This window comes from Mesoplasma seiffertii ATCC 49495 (assembly GCF_000518725.1).
GTDB classification, from domain to species: Bacteria; Bacillota_I; Bacilli_A; order Mycoplasmatales; family Mycoplasmataceae; genus Tullyiplasma; species Tullyiplasma seiffertii.
The window spans coordinates 56210-75268 of the sequence record NZ_JAED01000007.1; the positions used below are offsets into that span (position 1 = coordinate 56210).

Below are 19059 nucleotides of genomic sequence, written 5' to 3' on the forward strand. Positions count from 1 at the left end.
TTTATATTATTTTTCCCTAATACTTTATGAGGAAACAGGAGGTCGCATATGAAAAATGCTTTTAGATATGAAAAAGAATTATGAGACATATTGGATGACGAGGTTTTTTTAATCGAGTATTATCCGGATTTTAAAACTGAAATGATCGCTAAAATTGCGGGAGAAGAATGACGTAAGTGTCAAACAATTGAAAATTATTTAGAATGAACTTTGCAGATGTTTGTTAATATTAGACCAATTTTTATTGGACCTGATGATAAACCACTGCCAGAAGGAATTGGCGAAATGATTATCATTCGTCTTCAATCTTTAGCAACAGTTTTAACAAATTTCAAAATGATTTATCAACATGAAACTAAAAAAAATCAAGAAGTGAGCGTTAATGATTTGGGAATTGATCCTTTAATAAAACGCTCGCACTTTAAATTAAGCAAGCAATATTTACAAATGTTTATTGAGCGTTTTGAAAGATTAGAACCAATCAAAGTGTTTTTAGATGTTTATAAAAAGATTGCCTTAATACTTGTTAAATTACAAAAAGTTGAAAGTATTGATGATTATTTTGATCAGTTATACCAATTTCAGGAATTTCTTTCAGATTATATTGATGATTTAGATGAACTAAATTTTGACGTTGTTCCTGAGGAAATGACAAAGGCTAATGAGATTTTAAAATATATTACAATTGTTGAGACACAATTATATTACTTATTACTTGTTCATGAAACACTAGAATATAATGAATTAGTTAAAATTGGTATTAATGATATTGATTCAAAACCCTTAGTTTTAGAACGCGATGAGCGTATTCAAATGGTAGAAGCCTTAAATAATGCTCGTATTAAGAGTTAAGTTCACTTAAAAAACTTTGTCCAAACATCAATATTGAAATTAATTAGAAAAAGGTTACTTTTTCTAATTTTTTTATTAGTTAAAAAGTGGTATTATTTATAAGTTATATAAATTATTAAAAGGAGTAAGAAATGTCAAATCAAAAAATTATTAACATTGCTGTAATTGCTCACGTTGATGCAGGAAAATCTACTTTAGTAGATGCCTTATTACAACAAGGTGGGGCTTTTAGAGATAATCAAGAAGTAGCAGCCCAAATTATGGATTCAAACGATCAAGAAAGAGAACGTGGAATTACAATTTATTCAAAAAACTGTTCAATCGAATATAAGGGAATTAAGATCAATATTGTTGATACTCCTGGACATGCTGATTTCTCATCAGAAGTTGAACGTATTATGAAAACTGTTGATACAGTTATTTTATTAGTTGATTCAAGTGAAGGGCCAATGCCTCAAACTCGTTTCGTATTGTCAAAAGCGTTAGAATTAAAATTGAAACCAATTTTAATGATTAACAAAATTGATAAAAAAGATCAAAGAGCTGAAGAAGTTTTAGATGAAGTTTTAGAATTGTTTATGGAATTAGATGCCAACGATGATCAAATGAACTTCCCAACAGTTTACGGAATTGCCAAAAATGGAATTGCCCAATTTACAATGGATAATCCATCTGAAGACTTAACTCCTTTATTTGAAACAATTGTAACTCAAGTAGGATCTTATCCAACTGAATTAGCTAATAATACAACAAGAATGCAAGTTTCGACTTTAGCATATGATTCATTTATTGGTCGTTTAGGAATTGGACGTCTTTTTGAAGGAAAATTAAAAGAGGGACAAACTGTTGCAATCTCAAGAAATGATGGATCAGTTAAACAAGGAAAAATTACTAAATTAATGGTTTACCGTGGGTTAAATCGTATTGCAGTTTCTGAAGCAGTTGCAGGAGAAATTGTGACAATTGCTGGAATTGAAGATATTTCAATCGGAGATACAATTTGTGATTTAAACGATGTGCGTCCAATGGAAGCAATTACAATTGAAGAACCAACAATGTCAATGAACTTTTTAGTTAATACTTCACCTTTTGCTGGTAAAGTAGGAAAATTTGTAACATCACGTAATATTCGTGAACGTTTAGAAAAAGAATTAGAAGTTAATGTTGGATTAAAAGTTGAACCGTTAGAAAATTCTTCTGTTGAAGGGTTTAAAGTTTTAGGACGTGGAGAATTGCACTTATCAGTTTTAATTGAATCAATGCGTCGTGAAGGATTTGAATTAGCGATTTCTAAACCAGAAGTAATTCTTCATAAAGACCCAGTTACTGGTGAAGTTTTAGAGCCAATGGAAAAAGTTACTATTAACGTTCCTTCAGAATATGCCGGAACAATCATTAATAAATTGAACCAACGTAAAGGTTTAATGATTGATATGGATTCTGATGGAGTTCGTGATAAAGTAACTTATAACATTCCTTTAAGAGCGTTAATTGGGTTCAGAAGTGAATTTACAAATGATACTCACGGAGAAGGAATTATGGTTAGATCTGCAAATGGATTTGAACCATACAAAGGTGAAATTGAATCACGTCAAAACGGAGTAATGATTTCAATGGCAAATGGGAAAACTTTGGCATACGCTTTGGGTAACCTTGAAGAACGTGGAATTTTATTTGTTGCTCCACAAACAGAAGTTTATGAGGGAATGATTGTAGGACAACATTCACGTGATAATGATTTAGATGTTAATCCAACAACAGGGAAAAAATTAACAAATACTCGTTCAAGCGGAACTGATGATTCTGTTAAATTAACACCTTACCGTAAAATGACTTTAGAAGAAGCTTTAGAATACATCGAGTGAGATGAATTAGTAGAAGTAACTCCAGTTGATTTACGTTTACGTAAAAAATGATTGACACTAGTTGAAAGAAAACAACACCGTAACGATCAGAAAAAAGTAACTAATTAGTATTAAAACGAGCGTGTCTCGTTTTTTTCTTGAAGTTTTTGAGACTTTTCAAACATGGCCGATTATTTAGAAAAAGCCAACAGAAGTTCAACAGGGTCTTTATATTGTTATTTTGAAGTAATTTTATTGTTAATATAAGATAAAAACATTATAATTATTTTATATATGAAAGAGGGAAATACATATGTCAAAAATTGTTAAAATTTTAGGACGTGAAATTTTAGATTCACGTGGAACTCCAACAGTAGAAGTTGAAGTTTGAACAGACTTCGGTGGATACGGATTGGCTAAAGTTCCTTCAGGAGCATCAACAGGTGCGAATGAAGCTTTAGAATTAAGAGACGGAGATAAAAATCGTTTTAATGGAAAAGGTGTTTTAACTGCCGTTGCTAATGTTAACGAAAAAATTGCACCAGTATTAGTTGGAATGGAAGTTCAAGATCAATTAAGCTTAGATCAAGCAATGTTAGATTTAGATGGAACTGAATTCAAAAAAAACTTAGGAGCAAACGCAATGTTAGGAGTTTCTTTAGCTGTTGCTAGAGCAGCTGCTGATGAATTAGAAATGCCTTTATATAAATACATTGGAGGAGTTCAAGCACACCGTTTACCTGTACCAATGTTAAACGTTATTAATGGGGGAGAACATGCTGATTCAGCAATTGACTTCCAAGAATTTATGATTATGCCTGTTGGAGCACCAACATTTTCTGAAGCATTAAGATGATCTTCAGAAACTTTCCAAGCTTTAAAATCATTATTACATTCAAAAAATGATATTACAGCAGTTGGAGATGAAGGTGGATTTGCGCCAAACTTTGCATGAGCTTACGAAAACCAAGATTTAGCTTCATTCCAAGCTAAAACTCCAGCAGAAATTGCTTTAGACTTATTAGTTGAAGCAATTGAAAAAGCAGGATACAAAACTGGACGTGAAGGAATCATGATCGCAATGGATTGTGCTTCATCAGAATTATTCTTAGAAGATAAAAAATACCACTTCAAAAAAATTGAAAAAGTTACTGGTCAACAATGAGCAATGACATCAGATGAAATGGTAGCTTACTTAGAAAAATTAGTAAATAACTACCCAATTATTTCAATTGAAGATGGTTTAGCTGAATCTGATTGAGAAGGATTCCAAGTATTAACACAACAAATTGGTGATCGTGTTCAAATCGTTGGAGATGACCTATTCACAACAAACCCTAAATTTATTAAAGAAGGAATTAGCAAAAAAGCTGCAAACTCAACTTTAATTAAATTAAACCAAATTGGAACTTTATCAGAAACAATTGAAGCAATTACAATGTCACAAAAAGCTGGTTGAACAGCAGTAGTTTCACACCGTTCAGGAGAAACTGAAGATTCAACAATCGCTGATTTAGTAGTAGCATTCAACGCTGGTCAAATTAAAACAGGATCAATGTCAAGATCTGATAGAATTGCTAAATACAACAGATTATTACAAATTGAATCTGAATTAGGAAAAAATGCCATTTATGATGGATTTGCAACTTTCTACAATTTAGAAGCAAATAAATAGTCTTAATAAAATAATTTTTTAAAGAAACCTTTGGGTTTCTTTTTTTGTCTTAAAGAATAAATTATATTTGATACTCCTATATCTAAAATTTGATAAAATAAGTAAAAGCAAAGAGAGGTTTATATGAAGCTAATTAAAGACCGTCAAAAGTTTATTAACTGAATGTCAATTGCAATAATTACCATCGTGCTACTAACATTATTTTTAGTAGGAACTTTTTTAGATTTACAAATTGCTAAAAAAGTTGGAGATGTTAACAGTTTCTTTGGAATCTTTTTTGATTGATTTGGGAAAATTATTTATGCAGTACCAATGTTTATTGGAATAGTGCTAGTCATTAAAAGTTTAAAAGAACATTTTAATAAAAAAATAAAGCGTTTTGTAGAATACGGAATATACTTTGGTTTTTGAGCAATAATTATGCTAATTTTCTTAGTAGAAGGTGTCAACAAGTATCTTAAAAATAGCATTGTTGATGAAGCGATTATTATTTCGTTAGTTTTAAATAGCCTTTTAGTTAGTTTAGTTTTTTTAGGAATTGTCTTATATGTGGATACAGATCCAGATTGAATTATCGAAGACCGTCGTTTAATTCGCCATGTTATCTTAATGATTATTTTTATCGTTATCGTTAATTTGTCAGTGCTAATTCTTAAAGAAGTTTTTTCTCGTCCACGTCCAAGAACAATTTTTGCAGAAAATAGTACTGAAGAATATCGTCCATGATGAAATATTAAGTATACTGGAAAAAATCGTTCATTCCCTTCAGGGCATGCTGCTGCTGCTACAACAATGTTGGGTCTAACAATCTTGTTTGATAAAAATGAAGCAAAAGGAAAATATCTACTAGCTCATTTAGTAGGCTGAATTTGTATTGTACTTGTAGGATTTTCTCGTATGGTTGCAACTGCTCACTTTTTAACAGATGTGGTTGCTGCAACAAGTATTGCTTTTGGAACATTATTGGGAGTTACGTCATTTAGAAATAAACAGTGTAAGTTTAAATGCTTTAAATTACCAATTGCCAAGGATAAAAATGATTAAAGTTTTGGGAATGGATGTAGGATCTAAAACTGTGGGAATCGCAATGTCAACTAGTACAATTGCTCAACCAGGGCCAACAATCCGATTTACGGAATGAGAATTTGAAGAAGGAATTGAAAAGTTAACTCATTTCATTGAAGACTTTCAACCAGAAGTTTTAGTTTTTGGGTATCCAAAAAATATGGATGGAACAATTGGTGAACGTGCCGAAATGGTGGACTATTTTATTGAAGGCGTTAGAGCTTATAATCCTCAATTTAAAGATTCTCAAATTATTCGCATTGATGAACGTCGTACAACTAAAATGGCAAAATCAATTATGATTGAAGCTGGGATTAGACGTGACAAACAAAAATTAGCAAAAGATTCTTTAGCAGCACAACTAATCTTAGAACAATATTTAAATTCAATTAAAAACATTTAACTATTTTATTGTTAATGTCTTGTCAGTGTAATATAATTTTTAATAAATTAAAGGAACAAAACTATGCAAAAACACCCTCTTGTTAAACAAATATTATTTTCTAGAGAAGAAATTAAAACACGAACAGCAGAAGTTGCTAAAGAAATTGAAGACTTTTATAAAACTCAAGATTTAAAAGATAACACATTATTGCTTGTGGGACTACTAAAAGGATGTATTCCTTTTTATGCCGAGTTTATGACTAATTTCAATTTCGAATGTGATACTGATTTTATGGTTGTGTCTTCATATCGCGGAGGTACTAAAACTTCTGGAGACCCTAAAATTATGCTGGACGTTAATACTTCATTAAAAGATCGAGATATTTTAATTGTCGAAGATATTATTGATTCTGGTTATACATTAGAATACGTTAAAAATTATTTTTTAAATCGTGGAGCTAAAACAGTTCGAGTTTTAACTTTATTAGATAAACCAGAAGGACGACAAGTAGTAATTACTCCTGATTGAAGTTGTTTTACAATTGCCAATGAATTTGTTATTGGGTTTGGTTTGGATTATCAAGAACGCTTACGTAATTTACCATATGTTGGTATATGTGACACTTCAAAATTAAAAGATTGGAAATGATAAAAGGCTGAGCCTTTTTTTATTTTGAAAAATAATCACTTTTAGTAATAAAAACCCGTGATACTCGTTAAAGTAGTTTGAAGTTTGCTATAATTGTTTGAAATGAAACGAGTCACAATGGAAAATTTAGAAATTAAAAAACATCAATCAAAGCGACTAATTAAAGACCTTAATTATTTGGGAATAAATACTTGTTTAAGAGACTTAAAACAATTACCCCAATATTTAAAAATCTTTCTAATTTTTGGTGCACTAGTGTTAACATTTTTAAATTTTTATAGCTTTAAGGGTTTTGCAATTGATTTGGATAGTTTAACTGAGGCTCAACAAAAACTTCTTAATGACGTTAGTAATAATTTAGGAAGTCATTTTACTCCCATAATTAAGTATTCAAACGCTTATATTTTTGGTTCAGTAATTGGTGCTCCTTCTCAAGGATTAGCAGTTGCTACTGCAATTTTTTATTCAATGAGTGGAATTGCTGCATTTACTGGTCTCTTATCTATAGCAATGATTGTCTATGGAAAAATGTCTCAATTTTTATGAGGTTTAGTCAATGGATTCTTCTATTGTATGTTTGCATTAGTGGCAGGTTTTATTGGAGATTTCATAATGAATATTGTCTTTATTCTTGGAGCAAGTTTAGGATGATATTTGTTTAACTATAAACATAAAAAACAGTTTACAGTTCGTGGGCGATCACCTATGTATAAAATAACATTCATTTTGGCAACTGTTTTTGTTGTAGTTTTAGTTTCGTATTTATGATCATTGGCAATTCCCAAAATTTATGAAGGTACAACAGGACTAATTTATAATGAACAAATTGGCAGTGGTCAGTTATTGTTTGATGCTGTTGGTAATGGTGCCAATTTAGTGGGATATGGTTTTCAACTAATGAACGTTTCTGAACAGTTTTGAATTTGAATGTTCTTGAATATTTGAAAAACAATTCAGTATACACCAGTGTCAAGTTCAGAATGAGTTTGAACTTTGGTTATTCAGTATTCAATCTGAACAATTTTAGCTTCATTTGGGTTTTGAGAAAATCAACTTAAATACCTTGTTGTTTGACTTTTTCCATCATTGCAAAAACCTAAATTGCAATCAAACCAAACTTAACATTAACTGCACCATATTTGGTGCTTTTTCTTTACAAAAATCTTAGATAAATGAAAGAATGAGATATAATAATTTAGTATTACTTTTTATAAATGAAAGAAGAGGACTATAATTATGATTAAAAAAATCGGGGTATTAACTTCTGGTGGAGATGCACCAGGAATGAATGCCGCTGTAGCTGGAGTTGTGAAAGCGGCAAGTGCTAAAGGAATCGAAGTTTACGGAATTAAAGATGGTTATAAGGGATTAGTAAATGGCTGAATTGAAAAAATCGATGTTGATTTTGCTCAAGAGATTCTAACTCGTGGAGGAACTGCATTAGGTTCTGCAAGATTACCAGAGTTTAAAGAAGAAGCTGTTCGTCAAGTCGCTGTTGATAATCTTAAAAAAGCGGGAATTGAAGCTTTAGTTGTTTGCGGTGGTGATGGAAGTTACATGGGAGCTCAAAGATTAACAGAAATGGGAATTAACTGTGTCGGTTTACCAGGAACAATTGACAACGATATTGTTTCATCAGATTACACAATTGGATTTGATACAGCTCTAAATACAATTGTTGAAGCGATTGACCGTATCCGTGATACTATGCAATCACATAATCGTGCTGCTGTTGTTGAAGTCATGGGAAATCACTGTGGTGATCTAGCATTATATGCAGGAACTGCTACTGGGTGTGAGGTTATTTCAACTTCAGAATCACAATTAACAGAAGAAGAAATTTGTCAACAAGTTAAAGTTTTAGCAGAAGCTGGAAAAAGAAGCGTTATCGTATTAGTTTCAGAAAAACTATATGACGCAAACAAATTAGCTGAAAAAGTTGAAGCTGTTTCTGGATATGTTACTAGAGCAACAATTTTAGGTCATACTCAACGTGGAGGAATTCCTACTGCAATGGACCGTTATTTGGCAATTACATCAGCAATTTATGCCGTTGAACAACTAGCAAACGGTAATGGTGGAGTTTATGTCGGATTAGACGGAAATAAACTTGTAGCACGTGATATTGATTCAACATTGAATATGCCAAGAAAAGATAAAAGTCAGGAAATTGCGACAATTCGTTTATTAAACGCACAGTTTAAAAATAAATAATTAAATATAAAGTTTGAAAAAGAATAAATACAAGATAAAATATTATTATATTGTAATAATGGGAGAAAAAAATGAATAAAAAAGAATTAGCTAAAAGAATTAAACGTACTAAAATCATTACAACAATTGGTCCAGCAACTCATGAACCAGAACAAATTCAAGAGTTATTTGAAAATGGAATGACAACAATTCGTTTAAACTTTTCACATGGTGATCATGAAGAACAAGGTTACCGTATTGAAGGGGCAAAAGCAATTAGAAATAAAATTGGTAAACCAATTTCAATTTTATTAGATACAAAAGGACCTGAAATCCGTGTTGGTAAATTTAAAGATGGTAAACAAGAAGTTGCTGCAGGGCAAAAAATTACTATCTATACTGATAACGCTTCTTTTGCAAATAAAGAATGTGGTCAAGGGGAAATGACAGTTGCTTATGACATGTCAGTTGACTTAAAAATTGAAGATCAAATCTTAATTGATGATGGAAAATTAGAATTAAATGTAACAGCAGTTAAACCGGGAATTGTTGAAGCAGTTGCTTTCAATAGTCACACAGTTAAAACAAATAAACGTGTTAACTTACCAGGAATCGACTTTTCAATGGCATTTTTAGCTGAAAAAGACCGTAACGATATTTTATATGGTTGTGAACAAGGTGTTGATTACATCGCAGCGTCATTTGTTAACTCAGCAGCAAATGTTCAAGAAATTAGAGATATTTTAGTTGAAGGAAAACAAACAGACATCCAAGTTATTTCAAAAATTGAATCACAAGTTGGTTTAGATAATATTGATGAAATTATTGAAGCATCAGATGGAATCATGGTTGCTCGTGGAGATTTAGGATTAGAAATTCCTTACTACGACGTACCATACTGAGAAAAAATTATTATTAGAAAATGTCGTGAAGCTGGAAAAATTGTAATTGTGGCTACTCAAATGTTAGAAACAATGACAGAACACCCTTCACCAACTCGTGCTGAAGTAACTGACGTTTACTTTGCTACTGAATTAGGAGCAGATGCAACTATGTTATCAGGAGAATCAGCTGCTGGAGATTACCCATTCATTACAACAAATGTTATGGCAACAATCAACAAACGTGCTGAAGTTGAATTCTACAACAAAGGTTACTACCAAGTTCAATTAGATAATGCTCGCAAAACATCATCAGGACCACGTGCTGATATTGCTGCTGACTTAGCTGAAAGAACAAGAGACGGAAAATACAAATTTGCAATCGTTCTATCAAGAACAGGAGCATTATTGAAAGTTATTTCAAAATTCCGTCCAAACGTAGCTATCTTAGGAGTTTCAGAATCAGAAAGATTATGAACTGCATTTGGATCATGACATTCAATTTTCATGAATAAAACTGCTGATTTAATTGCTTTAGAAACAAACGATCATGATTTATCAGAAATTGCTAAGTTATGAGGAGCTGTTGCTGGAGAAAAAGTATTAGTTGTAAGAAACGCTGATATTAGAGAAATCACAGTTGCTTAATTTAAAGCTATCTTAAATTCATAAGTTTAAAACCTGATAATTATCAGGTTTTTCTTTGTCATTTTTAGAATTTCGAATGTCTTACCTTTAAACAATTTGGTAATCATATTTAAAAGAATCAACTTATAGCATTTTTATATCTTGCTTTTAAATGAACTTAATATTACAATAAAATTAACTAAATAAAAAAATAACATTTGGACACGGTTTTATGAAAGACCTTAAAGAGAGTTGACGGTTGGTGCGAGTCAAAGGGATATGATAAAATTACTACCAAACTTAGATGTTACGTGGAGGCGCGTTAAGCTCAATTAAGATGTAACCTTAAATGGTTATAAATTAGGATGGTACCGCGAACACTCGCTCCTATATTTATAGGGGCGTTTTTTATTTATTTTTAAGCAATAAAGGAGAAGAATATGAAAATTAAATTACTAGATGGGTCTTTTAAAGAATTTGATCACCCAATGTCAGTTAAAGAAATTGCTACAAGTATTGCGATTTCTTTAGGTAAAGCAACAGTTGGAGCAAAAGTAAACGGAGTTTTTGTTGCCAATGATTTTGTAATTGATAAAGACGTGAATTTAGAATTGGTAACTACTCGTAGTGAGTATTTTGAAGATTATTTGAACACTACAGCAGCATTTGTGACTGGTGTTGCAATTAGCAAGCTTTATAATGCTAAAGCAGCGCTAACTTACCATAATGAGGATGAAAAAGAATTTGCAATAACTTTTGAGGTTGAGCCAAGAATTGGGTTAGATCAACTGATTATAATTCAAAATGAAGTTAATAATATTTTAAAATCAGAAACAATCAAATCAAACAAAATTACGATAGCACAGGCTGAAAAAGAATTTGCAGATAATCCTTATCAATTACATTTAGCACAACAAGCAAATGAAAGTTTTGGATATGTACCAACTTATACATTAGGTGAAATAACAATGGTTGTAATTGGGGGAATCATTACTGACTTAAAAACTTTAAAAATTATTGAAATTCAACAATTAACAGGTTCATACTGATTGAATAATTCAGAAAATATAATGCTTCAAAGAGTTCACGGAATGTGTGCGGTTAGTCAAACAAATTTAGAAGATAAAAAATTATTAATCGAAGATCGTCGTAGTCGTGACCACCGTCTAATTAATAAACAACTAAATATTTTTGGATTTGATAATTTAGTTGGGCCAGGGCTACCGTTATGAATGCCTAATGGAACAATTATCAAAGAAGAGATTAAAGCATATTTAAAAGCCAAAGAATGAGAATATGATTATGTTCATGTGACTACTCCTGTAATTGGAACAGTTGATTTGTACCGTACATCAGGACACTGAGACCATTATGGTGAAGATATGTTTCAACCATTTAATGGAGGAAGTGGAAGCGAAGAACAATTTGTTTTACGTCCTATGAATTGTCCTCATCATATTGCAGTATACAAACAAGAACAACATTCATATCGTGATTTACCAATGCGTATTGCTGAGCATGCCATTCAACACCGTTATGAATCTTCTGGTTCATTAACCGGTTTAGAACGTGTTCGTGGAATGGAATTAACTGATTCACATATTTTTGTAAGACCAGATCAATTAGCAGTAGAGTTTAAAAATATTTACAAATTAATTAGTGAAGTTTTAGCAACATTTAAAATTGAAATTGATTATTTAAGTTTTTCATTAAGGGACCCTCAAGATAAAACAAAGTATTTCCAAGATGACAAAATGTGAAACGAGGCTGAAGCAGCTTTAGAAGCGGTACTAGATGAGTTAAATTTAGATTATAAAAAATGTATTGGTGAAGCAGCATTTTATGGACCAAAATTAGATATTCAAATCAAAACTGCCCAAAATCATGAAATAACTGTTTCAACAATTCAGTTAGACTTTTTACTACCACGTAAATTTGATGTAACCTATATTGATCAAAATCAAGAATTCCAAACTCCGATTATGATTCACCGTGGGTTGATTGGAACATATGAACGTTTTATCGCAACCTTATTAGAGCAAACTAAAGGAGTTTTACCATTATGATTAGCACCTAATCAAATTGAGATTATTCCAATTGGAGATGCTCAAAACTTTGAGTATGCTGAACAATTGCGTCAGTTATTTAAAAAAGAAATGATCAGATCACATATTGATTTAAGAGATGAACGTTTAAGCTACAAAATTCGTGATGCTCAAACTCATAAAATTCCGTTCCAACTGGTAATTGGAAATGCTGAAACCACAAATCAAACAGTTACTTTTAGACGATATGGAAGTGATCAACAAGTAACAGTCTCACAAAAAGAGTTTATTGAGTTAATTAAAAATCAAATTGCAGCTAAAAACTAGCATGAGTGAACAACAATGATTAAAGAACAACGTTATGAATTAATCTTGAACTATTTGAATGGAAAAGAAGTTGTATCCACAAACCAAATTGCTGATGATTTAAAAATTCCGTTTACAACTTTGCGAAGAGATTTAAATCATTTACATGGATCAGGTAAAATCTATAAAATGCATGGTGGGGTTATTGCAACAGCAAATCCTGATATGAATCAAGAGTACTACATTGATGAAAAGATAAAGTTAAATATCGCTGCTAAAAAAGCAATTGCTAAAAAGGCAGCAAAGCTTGTAAAGCCACAAGAAACAATTTTTATGGATGGCGGCTCAACAGTTTATTATTTTGCAAGGGAATTAAATCCGAACTTAAATTTAAAAATTATTACAAGTTCGGCAATGAATTTGCAAGTTCTCGCTGAAGCTGGTCATAAAAATATTTCGATTTTGGGAGGTACATATGATCAATTTACTGGAACAATTATTGGAGAAGAAGCGATTAAACAAATATTAGAATATAAAATTGATAAGTGTTTTATTGGAATTGATGGTTATTGTGAAGGCAAGATTTATTTACTCAACTTAAAATTTATTGAAATTAAAGAGGCATTGTTTGCAAGGTCGAAAGTTGTTTATGGCCTAGTTGATAAGTCTAAACATGGTTACAAAACTAGTTATGAATTTCCTGACTCGGAAAAAATCGTTATTATTAGCAATGCGTAAATTTAAAGAAAATTAAAAATACTACTTTTTAAAAGGAAAGTATTTTCAATTTATTTCAAAATTGTAATGGTATTATGAAGTTGAACTAATACCTCGTATTAGTGTTTTAATGACTTATAAGAGCAAATAAACTTTTAAACTAAAATATAAGCATTTATGCTTAAAAGAAAGAAAAACAAATTGGAATTGATGTAATTTCATATAATCCTTGAAGTGCAATTGATTTGGTATCAACTCATGAAGGTGTCAAAAAAAGATATGGTTTTATATTTGTTAATAGAGATGAATATGACTTTAGAGATTTAAAAAGATATAAGAAAAAAAGTTTTTATTGATACCAAAATTTAATCGAAACAAATGGAGAAAATTTATAGTATTTATTATAGTTTAAATAAACAATTAATCATTTTTAAAAACCGCAAATAAAATTTGCGGTTTTGTTTATAATTAAAATAAATGGAGAAAATATGGGAAAAATAACATTTAAAAATGATGCTGAAAGACTAGAATACGAGAAGTATGCTTACTTAAAAGGTAAACAGTATTATCATTACATTGCTCAGGAACTAAAGAATTTTGAATACAGTTGTGTGTCTTCAGCAATTCGATATGATCTTCGTCTACGTTATGTTTTATATCGCTATATTGGACTAGTTGAAGATATGCTTAAAGCAAGAATTATTGATAATCAGCTGGATAATCAGTACACTTTAAAAAACTTTTTAGAAAAAGATACCAAAACAAGTCTTAATGAAATTAATCAAATTATTATTAAAACCAATGCTAATTCTGAGTTTGAAACTAAAGAAAATTTAGAAATGATTCGTGAACTTCGTAATAAAATTGCTCATTTTACACCGCTAATTTTTGCTGCAAAAGAGGAAGTTAATCAGAAAATCAAAGCTCTATGAGCAGTGATACCGAATTCTCATCAGGAAAAGTTTTTAAAAGCCCTTAAAGCGTGTGAGCTAGAACTAGATATTCGAGACTCAAGTATTTTGATGACCTGATAAAAGATAAAATCTTACTTTCGTTTTTTGTTAACCAAAAGACGAAAGTATTTTATTTTGATGACTAGATAAGCTTTTGATAAATTGTTCAAATTTCATTGAATAAACAAAGATTAAGATGTAGTAATACTTAAAGATAAAAAAATTTCCAAATTTATTTGAAAAGTCAATAAAATTTCTATTTTTGGTTGAAAGTGGTAGAAAATGGTTTGTTTTGGAATATAATTATTTTCGAGGAGGCAGCATGATTAAGGAACAACGTTATGAACTAATTTTAGAAAAATTGTCAAATTCAATGATTCAATCGCTAGAAAAACTTTCTGCAGATTTAAATATTCCGATGACAACATTAAGACGAGATTTAACTGATCTTGAAGGTCAAGGACTAGTACTTAAATTACGAGGAGGAGCTAGAAAAGTTAGCAATAATATCGTAGTTGAAGAAAAGTTTGAAAATAAAATTGAATATAACATTGAAGAAAAATTACAATTAGCTAAAAAAGCGATCAAACTAATTAAGCCTAACGAATCGGTTTTTTTAGATACTGGATCAAGTACATTTTACATTGCTAAGTTATTAGACCCTAAATTGAATTTAACAATTGTTACGAATTCAATTTATAATGTTCAAGAGTTAGCCAAAAATGGTCACACAAATGTTTACTTATTAGGTGGAAAATTTACTAGCGCAACTGGGGCAATTTTAGGTTATGAAGCAATTGAAGCATTAGAAAAATATTTTTTTGATAAAAGTTTTTTGGGAGTCAATGCCGTTGATAAAAATTATAATATTTTCACTACTAGTTCAGAACATGCCCAAATCAAAATTGAAATTATTAAACATTCTCATAAAGCATATGGAATGGCCGATTCAAGTAAATACAACTCAAAGTCGTTTTATAAATTTGCAACCGCAAAAGAGCTTGAATTAATTAGTTAGGAGAGACACATGATATATACGATAACATTGAATCCAGCATTAGATCATATTATTGAAACAGATGGATTTAATATCGGTGAAACTAATTATTACAACAAAGATTATGTTGTTATTGGTGGTAAAGGAATTAACGTTTCAATTGTTTTAAACAATTTGAAAGCAAATGTTTTATCAACAGGATTAATGGGAAAAAGTAATCAACATCATTTCACAAATAAGTTTAAAGAAATGTTAGTCAAATCACACTTTTTCTTTTATCCTGGTGATACTAGAACAAACTTTAAAATTAAAAATTTAAAAGCTAAGCAAGAAACTGAAATTAATGGACAAGGAAGCGAAATTGATTTCAAGTTATTGACTGAACTAAAGCAATATTTATCTGCTAATTTAGACGCTGGAGATATTGTAGTTGCAGCAGGAAGTATTCCTAAGGGAACACCAATTACTATTTATCAAGAAATTGGAGAAATTGCTGCTGATAAGCAAGCACTATTTATTCTTGATACTTCAAAAGAACAAATGATTGCCGGACTAAAATCACAACCGTACTTAATTAAACCAAATATTGAAGAAATTTGTGAAATCTTAAAAATGCCGTTTAAGAAATATTCTTTTGAAGAAACTCAAACAATGGTCAAACAGTTAAGAGAATTGGGAGCCCGCAATGTTCTTGTTAGTCAAGGTTCACAAGGAAGTATCTTTTTTGGTGAAAATGGTGATACTTACAAAGTTGGAGTAGCACAAGGAACATTAGTAAACTCAGTTGGATCTGGAGACAGTATGATTGCAGGATTCACTTATGGTTTGTATAAGCAATTAGACTTAAAAACTACTTTACAGTATGGTGCAGCTGCAGGAGCAGCAACTGCGTTTACACAATGATTAGCAGACCGAAATGAAATTGAAAAACTAATTAAAGAAATTAGTGTAGAAAAACTATAGAAGGAGAAAAGAATGGAACTAAAAAATCTATTTAAAGCAAAAGCAGCGTTTTTTAATCAAGATTTAAAATCTAAAGCCGAAGTTATTGATTTTTTAACTCAGCAATTAGCTGACAAAAAAATTATTAGTGATCAAGCAGAATTTAAAAAGTTAATTTTAAAACGTGAAAGTGAAGATTCTACAGGAATTGGTGATGGAATTGGATTACCCCATGCGATCACTGGTGTTGTTAAAGAACCAACAATTGCTTTTATGTCATTACAAAATCCAATTGAATGAGGGAGTTTAGATGGTAAACCTGTTGATTTAATCTTCATGATTGCAACAAATGATGAAGGTGGTGGAGACCACTTAGCAGCATTGTCACAATTATCAACTTTTTTAATGAAAGCAGAATTACAAGCTAACTTTAGAAAGGCAAAAACATTTCCGACTTTTGTTAAAAACTTTAATGTTGAAGAAACTTCAAAGACTAATGCAAAATCTGAAAATGGTTTTTATGATGTGATTGGAATTACAGCATGTCCAACAGGAATTGCCCACACTTATATGTCAGCTGAAAAGTTAACTGAATATGCTCAAGAATTGGGAATGACTGTTAAAATTGAAACTCAAGGCCGTCGTGGAACTGAAGATAAATTATCTCAAGATGAAGTTGATAATGCTAAAGTTATTATTTTGGCACATGATAAAGCAATTCAAGGAATGGGAAGATTTGCTGGTAAAAAAGTAATCGATACATCAACAAAAGATGCAATTTATAATGGTAAAGAATTAATTACAAACTTTGAAGCAAAAGCTGTCGAAGCTAAAGGTGGTTCTAACAATGATGAGGAAACTGGAGAGTTTTCTTTAAAGAAATTTAAAGACTTTAAGGGTAATGTACTAGCTGGAGTATCAAGAATGTTACCATTTGTAGTTGCAGGTGGAATTATCTTGGGAATTGGATTCTTAATCGACTTTATCGCTGGTAACTCAGGAATAAAAGGGCAAGAAGGTTTATTTGGTACAATTAATCCAGTTGCTGGATGATTTTCAGCTATTGGTAAAACATCAATGATGATGATGGTTCCAATTATGGCTGGGTATATTGCATATACAATTGTTGGTCCACAAGGATTAATGCCTGGACTTGTCGCTGGTTTACTAGCCGATGGTACTGGTGGATTTGTTTATGGAAATGACAAAGGAGTTGGTGGATGAACATCAATGTGATCTAAATTATTCCCAAAAGAGATTCCTATGACATCAGGATTTATTGGTGGAATTGCAGGAGCTTTCATAGCTGCAATTATTGTGTTTGGATTAACTAAAGGATTTTCAAAATTCACTAAGGGATTCCAAGGGGTTAGAGATATTGTTCTAATTCCGTTGTTATCATTATTATTTACAGCGTTTGCAATGTTTGTTGTCAACATTCCTTTGGGATACACAATGTACGGTATTCAACAAGGATTACAATGAATGGCAACTCACAACTTACTAATTTTATTGGGAGCAATTATTGGTCTTATGATGTGTGTTGATATGGGTGGACCAATCAACAAAATTGCTTATGTGTTAGGTACAATGTCAGTGGGAGGAAACTTAGGTAATGATCCAATGATTACCAACATTATGGCTGCATCAATGGCAGCAGGAATGATTCCGCCACTGGGAATTGCATTGTCAACTGTTATATTTAGAAGAGCATGAACTGCAAAAGAAAGAGATGCTGCTAAGGCGAACTGATTAATGGGAGCATTCTTTATCACTGAAGGAGCTATCCCATTCATGATATCAGACTTTAAAAGGGTTTCAGCATCAGCAATGTTAGGTGGAACAGTTACTGGATTACTAGTTGGAGCATTCCAAATTACATTAAAAGCTCCTCATGGAGGAATCGCGGTATTCCCATTATTGGATTCAGAACTATTCAATTCACCAGGGATGATCAAAGGTATGGGGATAACTCTATATATTTTATCTGTATTAATTGGAGTTATAATTATGGCTTTAGTTTTAGGATTCTGAAAATCTGCAGATATGAAAAAAGGGAAATTAGTAGTTGAATCAGGGCTAGTTGCAAAAACTAATAAAAAAGTGGCAGCAACTGCTTAATATGTACTAAGTTCGTAAACAGAGAAAATTTATAAATACATCATCTAATTAATGATGTATTTTTTTCTAATAATTTGGTTAAAAGATTTTTTCAAAAAATACAATTTTTTCTCATTTTGAAACATTTTTATAAGTTTTTATGAGTAAATATATTGTATGTATATTAGAAAGTAAGAAACAATATTAGAATGAAAATGAGAATGAAAAAGACATGAGCTGCGCTAGCAGCAATAGGTGTAACAGTATTAACTGTTGCGGTGGTTGTTGCATGTGCTGCGACAGATAAACTAAAAAAAGTTGACATTGAAGAATTTAAAGCAAAAGTGGAAATCGAAACAAATCAAAAACATGAATTTATTAATGAAGCAATTGACGAAATTAAGGCAATTGCTTTGCCAGAAGGAATTGATAAAATAGAAATTTCTACAAATGGTAATGATATAAAAATAGTTTTTTTCGCCAAGCAAGGTTATAAAGAACCATGTTCAATTGTCATAACATTTGAACCCATTAAAACACCAAAGATTAAAATTACTACTGAAGAAATTCAAAATAACGCTGATCTTAAAGCAATTTCAAATTTAGATAATTTACAAGCTGTTAATGAAAAATTAGCATCAATTAAAATTACTGGAGTTGATAGTTTGGCTGCAACTGCTAGTGATGGATCTGCAACTGATGTAACAGTTACAATAACAATTAACGAAGAAACTCATATTTTAGAAGGTGATTCAACATTTGTGATTACTGGAGCAATTAAAACACCAAAAGTTAAAATTACTACTGAAGAAATTAAAAAAGCTGTGGG

The 19059-nt window shown here is 31.0% G+C and carries 16 protein-coding genes and 1 pseudogene; all 17 read left to right on the forward strand.

Annotated features, from left to right (window positions below):
* Positions 1-48: 48 nt before the first annotated feature.
* Complete coding sequence (locus L872_RS0100365; RefSeq protein ID WP_027062936.1) at positions 49-852, forward strand: hypothetical protein; 804 nt, start codon at positions 49-51, stop codon at positions 850-852.
* Positions 853-983: 131 nt separating this feature from the next.
* Positions 984-2825 carry a translational GTPase TypA gene (gene typA, locus L872_RS0100370; protein ID WP_027062937.1) on the forward strand — a complete coding sequence of 614 codons (1842 nt, stop codon included), beginning with the start codon at positions 984-986 and terminating at the stop codon, positions 2823-2825.
* A 184-nt stretch (positions 2826-3009) separates the two neighbouring features.
* Positions 3010-4371, forward strand: a complete 1362-nt coding sequence (gene eno / locus L872_RS0100375) for a phosphopyruvate hydratase (RefSeq protein WP_027062938.1) — start codon at positions 3010-3012, stop codon at positions 4369-4371.
* Positions 4372-4494: 123 nt separating this feature from the next.
* Positions 4495-5415: a phosphatase PAP2 family protein gene (locus L872_RS0100380; RefSeq protein ID WP_027062939.1), complete on the forward strand. Its 921-nt coding sequence runs from the start codon at positions 4495-4497 to the stop codon at positions 5413-5415.
* Positions 5408-5839: a Holliday junction resolvase RuvX gene (gene ruvX, locus L872_RS0100385; RefSeq protein ID WP_027062940.1), complete on the forward strand. Its 432-nt coding sequence runs from the start codon at positions 5408-5410 to the stop codon at positions 5837-5839. Before L872_RS0100380 ends, ruvX begins: the two co-directional genes overlap by 8 nt.
* A 63-nt stretch (positions 5840-5902) precedes the next feature.
* Positions 5903-6472 carry a hypoxanthine phosphoribosyltransferase gene (hpt, locus tag L872_RS0100390; protein WP_027062941.1) on the forward strand — a complete coding sequence of 190 codons (570 nt, stop codon included), beginning with the start codon at positions 5903-5905 and terminating at the stop codon, positions 6470-6472.
* A 114-nt stretch (positions 6473-6586) separates the two neighbouring features.
* Positions 6587-7591, forward strand: coding sequence for a nicotinamide mononucleotide transporter family protein (locus tag L872_RS0100395; RefSeq protein ID WP_027062942.1), 1005 nt, complete (start codon positions 6587-6589; stop codon positions 7589-7591).
* 114 nt (positions 7592-7705) lie between these two features.
* Complete coding sequence (gene pfkA, locus L872_RS0100400) at positions 7706-8683, forward strand: 6-phosphofructokinase (RefSeq protein ID WP_027062943.1); 978 nt, start codon at positions 7706-7708, stop codon at positions 8681-8683.
* Positions 8684-8754: 71 nt separating this feature from the next.
* Entirely contained in the window at positions 8755-10191 is a 1437-nt protein-coding gene (pyk, locus tag L872_RS0100405) for a pyruvate kinase (protein ID WP_027062944.1), read from the forward strand.
* A 419-nt stretch (positions 10192-10610) separates the two neighbouring features.
* Entirely contained in the window at positions 10611-12542 is a 1932-nt protein-coding gene (gene thrS, locus L872_RS0100410) for a threonine--tRNA ligase (RefSeq protein ID WP_027062945.1), read from the forward strand.
* 15 nt (positions 12543-12557) lie between these two features.
* A complete protein-coding gene (locus L872_RS0100415; RefSeq protein ID WP_027062946.1) occupies positions 12558-13259 on the forward strand; it encodes a DeoR/GlpR family DNA-binding transcription regulator in 702 nt (233 codons plus the stop codon).
* Positions 13260-13441: 182 nt separating this feature from the next.
* A pseudogene (locus L872_RS04975) lies at positions 13442-13633 on the forward strand (family 1 glycosylhydrolase); the annotation flags it as partial.
* Between the two features lie 93 nt (positions 13634-13726).
* The gene (locus tag L872_RS0100420; protein WP_027062947.1) at positions 13727-14272 is read left to right on the forward strand and encodes a DUF3644 domain-containing protein; all 546 of its coding nucleotides are present in this window, start codon (positions 13727-13729) and stop codon (positions 14270-14272) included.
* 241 nt (positions 14273-14513) lie between these two features.
* Positions 14514-15209: a DeoR/GlpR family DNA-binding transcription regulator gene (locus tag L872_RS0100425; protein ID WP_027062948.1), complete on the forward strand. Its 696-nt coding sequence runs from the start codon at positions 14514-14516 to the stop codon at positions 15207-15209.
* A 9-nt stretch (positions 15210-15218) separates the two neighbouring features.
* Positions 15219-16151 carry a 1-phosphofructokinase gene (gene pfkB / locus L872_RS0100430; protein ID WP_027062949.1) on the forward strand — a complete coding sequence of 311 codons (933 nt, stop codon included), beginning with the start codon at positions 15219-15221 and terminating at the stop codon, positions 16149-16151.
* Between the two features lie 12 nt (positions 16152-16163).
* A complete protein-coding gene (locus L872_RS04400; RefSeq protein WP_051418394.1) occupies positions 16164-18251 on the forward strand; it encodes a PTS fructose transporter subunit IIABC in 2088 nt (695 codons plus the stop codon).
* A 200-nt stretch (positions 18252-18451) separates the two neighbouring features.
* Positions 18452-19059, forward strand: a 608-nt coding sequence (locus tag L872_RS0100440; protein WP_027062950.1) for a hypothetical protein, incomplete at its 3' end; no start/stop codon positions are given.